Here is a 12,774-nt window from a genome sequence, read left to right as displayed (position 1 = left end):
CCGTCGGCACCGCCGCCGTTCGGGAGCGCCGGATCCCCTGCCGGGGGCTCTCGCCCCCAACTAGGCTTCGGGGCATGGAGATTCTGGGCACTACGCTGCGCATCTGCGTCGACGACCTGGACAGCGCGATCGTCTTCTACGAGCGCGTCACCGGAAGTCAGGCGCTCCGCTTCGACCGGGGCGGGGTGTCCGTCGCCGCCGTCGGCGCCTTTCTGCTGATGAGCGGTCCCGAGGAGGAGATCGAGGTACTGCGCAAGGTCGCGGCGACGGTGGCCGTCAAGGACGTCGACGAGGCGAATGCCACGTTGACCGCGGCGGGTGCCCAGGTCGTCGCCGGGCCGGTCGCGACTCCGGCGGGCCGCAATCTGATCGCCCTGCATCCCGACGGATCGGTCTTCGAGTACGTCGACCGCAAGCCGGCGTACTGAGCGGGCCCCGACCCTACGCAGGCCGGGCCCCGCGCCGGCCCGGCCCCGGCCCCGGCCCTGGCGCGGTGTGGTGTGCGGGGTCGGCTGCCCGCCGTGCGGGGCTGTTCGCGCAGTTCCCCGCGCCCCCGAGCAGCACCGATGCCAGGCCACCCCGCCCTTCAGCCCGCCCACCCGGGACGCCGAAACCCCTCTTCGGCCGCCCACCGTGCGGGGCTGTTCGCGCAGTTCCCCGCGCCCCCGAGCAGCACCGATGCCGGACCACCCCGCCCTTCAACCCGCCCACCCGGGACGCCGAAACCCCTCTTCGGCCGCCCACCGTGCGGGGCTGCTCGCGCAGTTCCCCGCGCCCCCGAGCAGCACCGGGTGCCGGGCCCCTCGGCCGCACGGCCTATGAGGTTTTCCGCGTGCCCGGGGAGCGAGGGCGGGCCGGGTTCTACGCGTCCAGTACCAAGTCGGACGTCGGGATCGACTGGCAGGTCAGGACCGAGGTGTCGGGCAGTCCTTCGTCGGGGGGCACCAAGTGGGCGGCGTTTCCGGACAGCACCCGGCACGCGCAGCTTTCGCACTGGCCGACGCGGCAGCCGCTCGGGAGCGTGAGGCCGTCGGACTCGGCCGCTGTCAGCAGCGTGCCGGACTGCTTGGTCCAGCGGACCGTGCGGTCGGAGCGCGCGAACGTGACGGTGAAGGCTGCGTCGTCCGGCAGGTCGACCTCCCGCACCGCCGCCCGGAAGCGTTCGCTGAAGATCTCGAACGCGGGGACGCCCCGCGCCCGCAGCCCGGCCGTGAGGGAGTCGAGCATGGGGGCGGGGCCGCACAGGTAGAACCGGGCCCTTCGGGCGATCAGGTCGTCCGCGATGGATTCGGGCGTGATGAAACCCTCGTGGTCGTGGGTGGTGGCCAGGACATCGTCGGGGGCCGGGGTCGTGTAGTGGTTCAGCACGGTCAACTGCGGTATGCGAGACGCCAGTTCGCGGATGCGGGCGCGGAAGGGATGGTCCGCCGAGTTCGCGTTGCCGTAGTGCAGGACCACCTCGGGGACCGTGCCGCCCCGCGCCGCGAGTGTCTCCAGGTAGCTGAGGAAGGGGGTGATCCCGATGCCGCCGGCGACGAGGACCACGGGCGAATCCGTGTGGGTGGGGATGACGAACGTGCCACCGGGGCGGGCGAGATGGAGCCGGTCGCCGACCTTCAGGGTCTCGTGGACGTATCCGGAGAAGACACCGTCGGGAACCCGGCGCACCGCGAGCTCGTAGGCGCGGCGGCCGGGGTCGAAGGCCGCGCCGACGAGGGAGTAACTGCGGCCCAGCGCAGGGGGCTTGACCGTGCCGTCCGCGTTCTCGGCGCGTACGGTCAGGTGCTGGCCGGGGCGGAAGTCGGGCAGCGGGCCGCCGTCCGCCGCCGCCAGGCGTACGGTCCGCACTCCGGGCCCCGCGGTGCCGAGCGCGGCGACCACGAAGGGGCGGGTACCGTTCCACTGGCCGTCGGCGGGTGCCGGGGCGATGCGGCAGGCCGCGGCGCGCAGCGGTACGGAACCGCTCAGTGGGTCGGCGTCGGCGTGGTCGATGAGACGGTTGAGGTTGTGGCCGCTCGCGTGCAGCGGGTCCGCTCCGGGCAGGCCGAGGTCGGGTGCGTCCTGCCACCAGCCGTACTCGCCGACGACTACCGCCGGATGCAGCGAGTCGTCGAAGCGGGCGCGCAGCCGGATCGAGCCGAGCCGGGTGGTCAGGTCCACCCACTGGCCCTCGGTGATGCCGTACGCGGCGGCGGTCTCCGGGTGCAGGTCCACCGAGGGGTCGGTGGCGCGGCGGCGCAGCGAGCTGACGGAGCGGTGTTGGCTGTGGACGAAGTAGCCGTGTTTGGCGCAGGTCAGGGCTAGGGGGAAGCTCGCGTCGACGGGGGCGGGGTCGCGGTGTTCCGGCACCGGCGGATAGCCGTGGTCGCGCAGGCGCTGGGAGTACAACTCGACGCGCCGGGTGGGGGTGTTGAAGCCCGCTACCCGCCCGCCGTCGGGGGCGGCGTACTTGCGGTGGGCGAGCGGACGGGGAATCCGTACACCGCCGGGGGTCTCGCGCAGTTGTGCCGCGGTCAGGCCGAGCGGCTCCAGCTGCCAGTTCCAGGCGGCCTCGACGTCCCCGTGGAAGAACAGCTCGCCCATGCCGAGTCGGCAGGCCAGGTCGAAGACGATCTCGGTGTCGGACCGGGAGGCGCCCTGCGGCTCGACCAGCCGGGGCCGCAGCTGCACCTGTTCCTGCGCGCGGTGGCCGATCTCGAAGCCGAAGCGGAGTGCTTCGCGCTCGTAGGCGCTGTTGACGGGCAGGACAATGTCGGCGGTGGCGCTGGTCGGGTTGGCGAACAGGTCCAGGTGCACCTGGAATTCGAGCTGCCGCAGGGCGCGGGCCACCCGGTCCGAGTCGGGCTGGGCGACCACCAGGTTGGAGCCGAAGGCCATCAACGCCCTTACCGGGTATGGATGTTGGTCTTCGATGGCCCGGCAGAGGTCGCCCGCGTTGATGTAGCCGGAGGCCGGCGGCCCGAGCGGGTGGCGGTCCAGGCCGAGCGCCTTGGCTCGCTGTTCGGGGGCGAACTGGCCGATGTTCGTGGCGGAGTTGTAGGGCGGCGGCGGCACGACGTGGTTGCCGCCCGGTGCGTCGAAGGAGCCGGTGAGGGCGTACAGGGTGGCAAGGGCGCGTTCGGTCTGGGAGGCGTTGGCGCTCTGGCCGACGCCGGTCCAGCCGTAGTACGTCACCGAGCGTGCGGCCGCGATCTCGGCGGCGAGCGCGCGGATCTCGGCCTCCGGGATCCAGGTGGTGCGTGCCACCTCTTCCACCGGCCACCGCGCACAGGCGGCCGCGTACTCCTGGAACGCCGGGACGCACTCCACCCGGCAGCCGTCGGCGGTGCGCACCTCGACGGTGCCGTACAGCGCGAACCGCTCCGGCCGGTCGGCCGCCTCGCGGGTGTCGTACGCCTCGACGCGACCCGTGTCCAGGTCGAGCACGGCGAAGCCCTCGGCGTCGGCGGCCCCGGACAGTTCTCCCGCGCGCAGGAAGCGGCCCGTGTCACGGCGCACGAGGAGGGGCCCGTTGGTCCAGGAGCGTACGAACTCCTCGTCGTAGGCGCCCTGTTGGATGAGAAGGTGGGCGAGCCCCAGGGCCAGGGCCGCGTCCGTGCCGGGGCGTACCCGCAGCCAGTGGTCGGCGCGCAGGGCGCTGGTGGAGCGGCGCGGGTCGACGACGGCCAGCTTCATGCCCCGGGCCTGTGCGGCCGAGACGGCGGCGGACTGGGCCAGCCAGGTCTTGGCAGGGTTGAAGCCCCACAGGAGTGCGAGGTCGGCGTGGTCGTAGTCCGGCGGCGGGAGCGGGGTGCCGAAGGTGAAGGCGTGGGCGAAGTCCTTGTGCCAGTTGCAGATCTCGGCGCTGTAGACGGTGTTGGGGCTTCCGAAGTGGCGTACGAAGCGCTCGATCCACTCGGTCGCGTCGGAGACGGCCGTGCCGCTGGGGGTGGCGACCGCGAAGGCGACGGCTTCCGGGCCGCTCTCGGCGGCGATGGCGGAGAGCTTGGCGGCGATCTCGGTCATCGCCTCGTCCCAGGAGATCTCCACCCAGCCGGGGTCGGGGTCGCTCTTGGGGTTGGTGCGGCGCAGGGGTGTGGTCAGGCGGCGGGTGCTGTGGGCGATCTCGGGAGCGGCCCGGCCCTTGGGGCACATGGCGGCGCCCGTGGGGTGGTCCGGGTCGGGGCGGACGCCGGTGAGCCGGCCGTCCTCCACGGTGAAGATCGCACCGCAGCGGGACTTGCAGAGCGTGCAGAATCCGCGCTTCTCCTCGACCGCCATGACAGGGCCTCCGTACGCCGGCGTCGTTGCCTCCCCCATTGAAGCCCTGTTTGATCGATCATTTCGGCGGGCCTTGGGCCCCTGTGCCAGGGCCCAAGGGCCCGCCGGGGCCGGGAGATCCTGCCCCGGCCGTTCGCCGGGCAGCAGCCCCTAGTCCTCGGGGCGCATCCGGTACTGGTAGCGGTCCGGGAGGGGGTCGTCGGTCAGGCGTGCCCACACCTCGTTCAGTATCTCGGCGCCCTCGCGCAGGTCGGCGACCTCGAAGCCCGCGTCGAAGAGGGCGCGCGCCGCGTCCGGCTCGCCCTCCGCGAGCAGGAGCTGGGCCTCGACCAGACGGAAGCGGCCGCGCGCTCGCACGGCGGGGCGCAGCCGGTCCCATATCGCGCGGGCGTCCGCCGGCCGGTCCGCCGCCAGGAGCGCCTCGATGGCCTCGCGGCCGAGCGCGGCGTCGGCCGCCGTCCAGGGTTCGCCCTCCCGGCGCTCCTGGCAGAAGTCGTCGTACGCCTCCGCATAGCGGTCGGCGGCACGGCTCGCGTGGCCGGCCAGCTGGTCGGCCACGGCGAGGCAGCGCAGCAGCGGCCAGCGGGACGGGGCGAGCGGCAGGCCCCGCTCCCAGCTGCGGATGGCCTGGGCCCGGTCGCCCGCGTGCCACTGGGCGACGCCGAGGTGGTATTCGGTGAGGGGGTCTGCGGGCGCCGTCTCCAGCATGTCCCGCCAGTGCGCGGCGACCAGGGTGGGTCCTGGCGGGGTCACCCTGCGCGGCTCGGGAAGTACCCCGTTGTGCAGCAACTCCAGCCACGGGCGCTGTTCCTGAGTGAGCGTCAGCTCCGGGAAGGGGGTGCCGGGCAGCTTCGCCCCGGTCCGCAGCACTTCGAGGGCGCCCCAGCCCGATCCGGTGGCCAGGCGCTCGCCGGGCTCGGTGTCGGCGAAGGGGCGCCAGGCGGCGTACGCCTCCTCCACCGTGGCGCGGGGCAGGGCCCGCTCCAGCCGGTCCTCGGCCTCGGCGCGGGCGGCGGCCCAGTCGTCGCCGTGCACCAGGGCGCCGTCGGCGCTCAGCGGGCCGTACGCCTCCAGCCAGGCGAATTCGGCGCCGGGGTCCAGTGGCACGTGCTCCAGCTGGGTGCGGGCCAGGCCCGCCTGGATCTCGGCGTAGCCGACGGTCCCGGGCTCGGTCAGCCATTCCTGCCAGCGGCGGCCGCCACGGCCCGAGCCCCACAGGAAGAGCTTGCGGCCGCGCAGGGTGTCCGTGGAGGTCTGCACGAGACCCTGGCCATTCCCATCGAGCGAGGCGATCCAGCGGCGGGCGCCGTCGGGGACTTCGTAGAAGTAGTCGGCGGGGTGTTCGCTGCGCAGCGGGTAGGTGCGGTCGGCGCCGTCGAACTCGGGCACGGGCACCCGGCGCAGGGTGCGTTCGTACCCGAAGTGCCAGGCCTCTTCGGCGGGGGCCAGGACGCGGGTGCGCTCGCCCTCCTCGACCGCGATGTTGGACCACCAGTAGACGGGGGCGGTGCGCTCGTGCGGGTTGCGGACGCGGACGCCGACGTACAGGAAGTCGGAGTCGTCGGGGAGCCAGAGGTCGACCTGGAAGGGGAGGTCGCGCAGCCGCTCCCACTCCCACAGGCGGACCATCTGCCCGCCGTCCGGCGCCGGCACCAGGGCGGCGTGAAGCGGGGCGCAGGACAGGGTGGTGTGGCCGGTGGCGCCGATGTTCCACTCGATGCCGCCGGAGAACCAGGCGCCGTTGAGGGCGAAGTCGGCGGGCTGGAACACCGGGTTGGTGTAGAGGAGTTCACGTCCGGTGGGCTTGTGGAACAGGGAGTGGACGCGACCGCCGAGGCCCGGCAGCACGGTGGCGCGCAGCCGGTCGTTCTCGATCACGACGGTGCCGAGTTCGACGGTGGCGCGCTCGCGCCCGTAGCCGTCGAGGACCCGCACCGGCAGCAGGGTCTCCAGCGGCGCGTAGCCGATCTGGCGGGCCATGTCCCGCGGCAGGCCGTCGCGTGCGCGCTCGTCCAGCTGGTGCAGTTCGTCGCGCGGACGCAGCGCGGGCAGCGGGTTCGCCTCGCCCAACGGGGCGCCGGGCAGGGTCAGTACGGCACGTCGCACGGTCGTGGCCAAGGCAACCTCACTCCCTCGTTCGGGGCTTCGGCGGCTCTTTCGGCCGATCCCCCGATGACCATGGAACACCGCGCCACTGACAACGGCCAGGGGCTACCCCGGTCACGGTTGCGCAAAAGCCGCCACGACGAGGTCGGCGAGCAGCGCGCCGGCCGTTCCGTCCGGGTCCAGATCGGGGTCGTAGATGGTGAGGTTGAATCCGACGCAGCGCTCGGACCGCACCAACTCCGCGAGCAGCGGGCCGAGTTCCTCGGGCATCAGCCCGCCCGGGTCCGGGCTGTCGACGGCGGGCATGACGGAGGGGTCGAGCACATCGGCATCCAGATGCACCCAAAACCCGTCGAGCACGGGCACTTCGAGGCTCTGCCGGAATCCGGCCGCGAGCTCGGCCGGGCCCCACTGCCGGAGTTCGCCGACCGTCGCGGTCGGGATCCTCAGCTCGGCGAACTCGGCGCGGTCCTCGTCGTCGTCCCGCATGCCGAAGATCCGTACGTCCTCGTCCCGTACGTAGGGGCGCAGTCCTTCGAGGTCAGTGAGGTCGGCCTGGCCGCGGCCGGTGGCGAGTGCCAGCTCCTCGCCGCCGGCCGCGCCGATGCGGTCGGAATTGCCGGGGTGGCGGAAGTCCGCCGAGCCGTCGACGACGGCTATGCCGTAGCGGCCGATGCGGCGCAGGGCGAGGGCGGCGCCGAGCTGGATCGAGCAGTCCCCGCCGAGCACCACGGGGAAGTCCCCGGCGCGGACGTGGTGTTCGACGCGGTCGGCGAGCTTGCGGGTGTACGCGGCGATGGCCCCGGCGTTGAACACCCCGTCGCCCTCCCGCCAGTCCCCCCGGTCGTAGCGGGGCGGCACCACGACCCCGCCCTCGTGTGCGCCGAGCCTTCGTACGATGCCCTGCTCCCGCATGGCTCCGGCGAGCTTGTAGCAGCCGGGCACGGTGGCGGGGGCGGGCGGGCGCAGGCCGAGGTTGGAGGGGGCGTCGATGACCACGAGGCGTCGCATCCGGCCCATCGTGCTGGACGAGCTCCCGCCGATCAAGACCCCGGGGAGCCCGCCCGTCCTTGGGCCGCGGGGGGGGCGCCGGGGGTCGTGGGGGGGCCGGCCGGGGGGCGCCGGAATATCGATCGACACGTCCCGTCCCATGGGGGACGATCGGCCCGCAACGGACGTGCGGTACGGAAGGACAGCGGGACATGAGCGAGCAGCACACCTACCGGGTCATCGTGCGCGGAGTGTGGGACGGCCTGAGCGAGGGCTCGCGCGCGAGGCTGCTGGCGGAGGTCGACGACCACGGCCTGACCGCGATGGCCTTCACCGAGGAGGGCTCGCTCGCCTACGACCGGGTCCTGAAGCACTTCTCGTGGCGCTTCACGGTCGTCTCGGACGCCGCCGACGGCGAGGAGATGGCCGCCGCGATCGCCGAGGACCGGGCGCAGTCAGCGCTGGCCGCGCAGGGCCACGGGTTTCGCGATCTGCGCTCGACGGTCACGGACCTGGACACGATGAAGATCAACCACAAGGTCCGGCGGCGCTAGCCGGCTTCCGCCGTCAGCCCAGCGGCTCCGGCCGCGCCGGCATCCCCGGTGTCCCTGGCGGGCCCGGCATCCCCGGTATGCCTGGCGGGTCCGGCATCCCCGGTTCTCCTCGCCCGCCGCATCTCCTTGGTGATCGCCCACCGCTCGTGGTCGCGCCACGCCCCCTCGATGAAGAGGAAGTCCGGCGAATAGCCCTCCAGGCGGAAGCCGGCCCGGCGGACCAGGTTGATCGAGCCCGTGTTGGCGGGCTGGATGTTCGCTTCCAGGCGATGCAGACCGATGGCCATGAAGGCGTACCGCAGCACCAGGTCGAGGCCTTCGCTCATCAGGCCGCGGCCGGCCGCGTGGGCGAAGGCGCCGTAGCCGAGGGCGCCGGACAGGAAGGCGCCCTCCACCACGTTGTTGATGTTGATGAATCCGGCGATGCGGCCGTCGCCCCGCTCGCAGACCAGGAAGCCGTGCCGGGTCGGATCGGTGATGAGCCGCTGTGCGTACGTCGCATAGGACTCGGGGTCGGCGGGCGGGGCCAGCCAGGGGCCGTGCAGGGTGCGGCTCGACGCGGCACGGGCGGTGAATTCCGCCGCGTCCTCCAGGGTGAAGTGGCGTATGCCCGCGCGGGGGCCCTCGGCCAGGAACTCGGCTTCTGTACGCATCGGCTCAGATTACTGATCCACTGCGGACGCGCTATCGGTTCCGCCTTCTCAGGAAGTAGCCGCAGCACAGCCCCACCACGAACACCGCGAGCAGCGCGAGGTACAGCGGCATGGTGACCTCGGGGATCAGCAGCCGGATCTTGACGTGCCGGGTGTTCTCGAAGATGAAGACCAGGGCCAGGATCGCGAGGATCAGGACCGCGATCCGGCTCGGGGTGATGACACCGCCCGCCCTGCGTTGCGTGCTGCTCGTCTCGCCCTTGGGGCTCATGGTCCGGCCCTTCCGTTCGTGCCGCGCCGTCGCGGCTCCCCTCGTCCCAGGGTGCGGGACGCGACACTCCGGCGTGCGGTCCTGCGGGCCGTCCGGGTGAGGGCGAGCGGGCTCGGCGGGCGCGGTCGCACCGCTGCGCGCGAGGACGACCTCCCGCGCTTGTCAGACAAGTGAGGGCGGGGCATGCTGGCCCTCCGATGCGTCGAGGTACGTCGAGGGCGGGATCATGGCAGTGGGCGGACAGCAGCGCAGGCCGGTCGTGGCGCTGTACGAGCGGATCGCGGACGCGATCCACGACGGCACCTATCCCCCCGGCTCCACACTGCCGTCGGAGCCGAAACTCGCGGGTGAGCTGGGGGTGGGCCGCCCGGCGCTGCGCGAGGCACTGCTCCTGCTCCAGGAGGACGGGCTGCTCTCGGTGCGGCGCGGGGTGGGCCGGACCGTGAACGACCGCCCGCCCCGGCGCGGCTTCGAGCAGCTCCAGCCGCTCGACGACCTGCTCGGGCCGGTCCGCGTTCGGGCGCTGCTGCGCAGCCGGGAGGAGCCGACCGACTTCACCGCCCAGCATCTGCTCGCGCCCGCCGGCTCCGAGCTGCGGTTCTGGGAGTCCGTGCTGGTCGGGGAGTCGCTCGCGGTGGCGCTCAGCCATGAGTGGGCGGCCCCCGAGGATGTCGTCGCGCGACTGCACCCCGCGTTCGCCGAGGCGCTGCGCGCCGAGCCCGCCGCCTCCATGCTCGGCGTCCTCGCCGAGGCGTCCCGGGGCGTCCAGCTCACCGCGCACAGCGCGATCAGCGCGACCCTGCTCGGCCGGCGCAGGGGCGCGCAGCTGGACCGCCCGGCCGACACCCCGGCCGTGCTCATCACTCAGGTCGTGCGCGTCGACGGCACTCCGCTGATGGCCGCCAAGCACATGCTGCCGACGGGGGCCCCGGCGCTCCCCCTGCACCAGTCCTGTTAGCACCGCACCGGGCCGCTCCCGGGCACGCTGTACACTCCCGCCTCATGCACTTGTCAGACAACCCTGCCGCCGCTTCGGTCATCCCCGCCGAGTGGATCCGCCGCGCCCCGAAGGCCGTCCTGCACGACCACCTCGACGGCGGTCTCCGCCCCGCCACCATCGTCGAGCTGGCCCGCGCCTGCGGGTACACCGCCCTGCCGGCCGAGGACCCGGCCGAGCTCGCCCGCTGGTTCCGCGACGCGGCCGACTCGGGCTCCCTTGAGCGCTACCTGGAGACCTTCGCCCACACCTGCGCGGTGATGCAGACCCGCGAGGCGCTGCACCGGATCGCGGCGGAGTGCGCCGAGGACCTGGCGGCCGACGGCGTCGTCTACGCGGAGGTGCGGTACGCGCCCGAGCAGCACCTGGAGGGCGGCCTGAGCCTCGACGAGGTCGTGGACGCCGTCAACGAGGGCCTGCGCGAGGGTGAGCGCCGCACCGGCGGGCGGATCACCGTCCGCGCGCTGCTCACCGGCATGCGGCACACCCGGCGGTCCCTGGAGATAGCCGAGCTGACCGTCGCCCACCGCGACCGGGGCGTGGCGGGCTTCGACATCGCGGGCGGCGAGATCGGCAACCCGCCGGCCGAGCACCTGCCCGCCTTCCAGCACCTCAAGCGGGCCAACTGCCACATCACCATCCACGCCGGCGAGGCCGTCGGGGCGGAGTCGGTGCACGAGGCGGTCCAGGTGTGCGGCGCCGAGCGCGTCGGGCACGGGGTGCGCATCACCGACGACATCGCCGCCGACGGCACGCTCGGTCACCTCGCCGCGTACGTCCGGGACAACCGGATCGCGCTGGAGGTCTGCCCGACCTCCAACCTCCAGACGGGCGCGGCCGTTTCGTACGAGAAGCACCCGATCGACGAGCTGCGCCGGCTCGGCTTCACGGTGACGCTGAACACCGACAACCGGCTGGTGTCGGGCACCACCATGAGCGAGGAGTTCCAGCACATGGCGGAGGCCTTCGGCTACGGCCCGGACGTCTTCGAGGAGTTCACCGTCGCAGCCGTCGAGGCGGCGTTCCTGCCGTTGCCGGAACGCCGTCGCATCATCGACGAGCTGGTGCGCCCCGGTTACGCGGCGATCAGTTCAACCTCCCGCTGACGAGCGGCAGTTGGAGCGTTCCCGTATCACCGGGCGCGCTCTCGACCGTCACCGGCTTGATGCCCTTGTTGCCGAGGTAGGCGTCGTCGCTCGCGGCGATCGCGAACTCGATGCGGTGCCCGGCCTCGTAGCGGTGCGCGATGCCGGGCAGCGCGACGGTGAACGGCTTGGTGACGTCGGGCACCCGCACCGGCGCGACCAGGCGCCGGACCAGTGTCCTGGTGCCGTCGGGTGCCACGTCGTACAGCTTGGCGAAGAGCACCAGCTTGTCGGCCGCGTCGCCCAAGTTCTGGGTGGCGCGCGCGGCGGGCGAGGAGACCTTGAGGGTGGCCTTCGCCGAGCCGACGAGGTCGACGGGTGCCTTCAGCGGGTCGGTGTCCCAGCCGAGGTAGGTGCCGGGGGTGTCGTACGGCGCCGGGTCCGGCAGCCCGATCATGCCGGCCAGGGAACTCTCCGAATGGCTCGTCGGCACAAGGGAGTTGGTGTAGGCGCGGCTGCCGCGCGCCACCTTCGCCCGGTTGTCGACGAGCTTGCCGTCGCCGGACAGGTACACCTGCTGCGAGAGCGGCGGCACCTTGGACGCCTCGCCGTAGCCGCTCTGCCAGTCGCGGTAGTAGGCGAACGCGGGCCCGGTGTCGGTGTGCCTCTGCTTGCGGAGATAGCGGTCGAACCAGGCCAGGATGCGCTGTCCGGTGTAGCTGGTCTCCAAGTTGCCCTGGGAAAGGTCGAGTTCACCCGGAGCCTGGCCGCCGCTGTGGCCCCAGGACTGCCAGATCATCTTGGTCGTGGTGCCGTTGTCCTTGAGTGCCTTGTAGGTGGCCGTCGCCTCGTTGAGGTTGAAGAGGCTGTCCGTCTGGCCCTGAATGAGCAGGGTGGGCGCCTCGACCCGGTCGAGGTAGCTGACCGGGGAGACGCTCCGGGCGTACCGGAGCATCGCGGCAGTGGGCGCGGCGGGGTAGCTGCCCGAGTTGAGCAGGCCGATCGTCTTGCAGGCGTCGGACACGAAGTGCACACAGCCGAGCGTTCCCCAGCGGGACGGGTCGAGGTTCGCCGGCGTGATGGGTTGGCTCTCACCTATGAGGTAGAACCCGTTGGTCCACTGCCATTTGAAGGCGCCGGGCACCTTGCGGTCGGCCACGTTGTTGGGGTCGAGCGCGTAGGACAGGTCGTTCCAGGTGATCATCGGGACGAGGGCGTCGACCCGGTGGTCGACGGCGGCCGTGGCCATCTGGATGGCTCCGCCGTAGGAGCCGCCGATCATGCCGACGCGCGGGTCGCCCGGGCGGTCCCTGGTGACGTAGTCGACGCGGGTGCCGTCGTCGGCGGCACGGGTACCGGCGAGGAAGTCGATGAGGCGGGAGGCCGCGCGGCCGTCGATCTCCGGGTCGTCGAGGGAGATCGGACAGCCCGACTTGCCGAAGCCGAGCCCCGAGTAGGCGAGGGCCACATAGCCGCGGGCGGCGAACGCTTTGGCCGTACCGGCGGTCGAGCCGTCCGCCTTGTTGCCGCCGAAGCCGTTGGTGGTGAGCACGGCGGGCGCGGGGTGTGCCCGGTCGACACCGGCCGGGCGGTAGAGGTCGGCGTCCACGGCACAGCTGCGGCCCCCGGCCCGTACGGTGAACTTCAGTGCGGTGACCGTGACTTGGCCGTCGGCGGCGCTCTGCGCGGCGCCGGGCGAGGCGACGGCGGGCGCGGCGGCGAGCAGGGTAACGGCGAGCGCCGCGCCGAGTGCGGCCGCCAGCGGCTTGCGGGTTCTGGGCACGGTACGGCGACGGGTCACGGCGTCCTCCACGGCACGGCGGGCCTACCGATCGGTAGGCCCGCCTCATGCTGTGAC

10 protein-coding genes are annotated in these 12,774 nt (G+C 72.8%); 4 read left to right on the top strand and 6 right to left on the bottom strand.

Features of this window, described 5'->3' with window-relative positions; all coding sequences use genetic code 11:
* Positions 1-74: 74 nt before the first annotated feature.
* Positions 75-428, top strand: coding sequence for a VOC family protein (locus tag CG740_RS12715; RefSeq protein ID WP_100575195.1), 354 nt, complete (start codon positions 75-77; stop codon positions 426-428).
* 433 nt (positions 429-861) lie between these two features.
* On the opposite strand, the gene CG740_RS12710 is transcribed toward CG740_RS12715, so the two are convergent.
* From CG740_RS12710 to CG740_RS12700, 3 genes are all read right to left on the bottom strand, one after another.
* Positions 862-4,260 carry a molybdopterin-dependent oxidoreductase gene (locus CG740_RS12710; protein WP_100575194.1) on the bottom strand — a complete coding sequence of 1,133 codons (3,399 nt, stop codon included), beginning with the start codon at positions 4,258-4,260 and terminating at the stop codon, positions 862-864.
* Between the two features lie 150 nt (positions 4,261-4,410).
* Positions 4,411-6,378, bottom strand: a complete 1,968-nt coding sequence (locus tag CG740_RS12705; RefSeq protein WP_100575193.1) for a DUF5107 domain-containing protein — start codon at positions 6,376-6,378, stop codon at positions 4,411-4,413.
* A 102-nt stretch (positions 6,379-6,480) separates the two neighbouring features.
* Positions 6,481-7,377, bottom strand: coding sequence for an arginase family protein (locus CG740_RS12700; protein ID WP_100575423.1), 897 nt, complete (start codon positions 7,375-7,377; stop codon positions 6,481-6,483).
* A 191-nt stretch (positions 7,378-7,568) separates the two neighbouring features.
* On the opposite strand from CG740_RS12700, the gene CG740_RS12695 reads away from it, so the two are divergent.
* Positions 7,569-7,910: a DUF6204 family protein gene (locus CG740_RS12695; protein ID WP_100575192.1), complete on the top strand. Its 342-nt coding sequence runs from the start codon at positions 7,569-7,571 to the stop codon at positions 7,908-7,910.
* Here the strand turns inward: CG740_RS12695 and CG740_RS12690 are convergent.
* Together CG740_RS12690 and CG740_RS12685 are read right to left on the bottom strand one after the other, a co-directional pair.
* Complete coding sequence (locus CG740_RS12690; protein WP_100575191.1) at positions 7,907-8,563, bottom strand: GNAT family N-acetyltransferase; 657 nt, start codon at positions 8,561-8,563, stop codon at positions 7,907-7,909. The two genes, CG740_RS12695 and CG740_RS12690, sit on opposite strands and share 4 nt — an antisense overlap.
* Positions 8,564-8,594: 31 nt before the next feature.
* Positions 8,595-8,834, bottom strand: coding sequence for a LapA family protein (locus CG740_RS12685; RefSeq protein WP_100575190.1), 240 nt, complete (start codon positions 8,832-8,834; stop codon positions 8,595-8,597).
* A gap of 226 nt (positions 8,835-9,060) precedes the next feature.
* Here CG740_RS12685 and CG740_RS12680 point away from each other — a divergent pair, with 226 nt between their 5' ends.
* Both CG740_RS12680 and CG740_RS12675 read left to right on the top strand, forming a co-directional pair.
* Positions 9,061-9,792 carry a GntR family transcriptional regulator gene (locus CG740_RS12680; RefSeq protein WP_100575189.1) on the top strand — a complete coding sequence of 244 codons (732 nt, stop codon included), beginning with the start codon at positions 9,061-9,063 and terminating at the stop codon, positions 9,790-9,792.
* Positions 9,793-9,836: 44 nt separating this feature from the next.
* Positions 9,837-10,937: an adenosine deaminase gene (locus tag CG740_RS12675; protein ID WP_100575188.1), complete on the top strand. Its 1,101-nt coding sequence runs from the start codon at positions 9,837-9,839 to the stop codon at positions 10,935-10,937.
* On the opposite strand, the gene CG740_RS12670 is transcribed toward CG740_RS12675, so the two are convergent.
* Complete coding sequence (locus CG740_RS12670) at positions 10,918-12,717, bottom strand: CocE/NonD family hydrolase (protein WP_199846425.1); 1,800 nt, start codon at positions 12,715-12,717, stop codon at positions 10,918-10,920. The genes CG740_RS12675 and CG740_RS12670 overlap by 20 nt on opposite strands.
* Positions 12,718-12,774 lie beyond the last annotated feature (57 nt).

Source organism: Streptomyces sp. CB01201 (genome assembly GCF_002803085.1).
Lineage (GTDB): Bacteria > Actinomycetota > Actinomycetes > Streptomycetales > Streptomycetaceae > Streptomyces > Streptomyces hundungensis.
The sequence above is the reverse complement of the archived record's forward strand: the minus strand, read 5'-3'. Positions and strand labels throughout refer to the sequence as shown.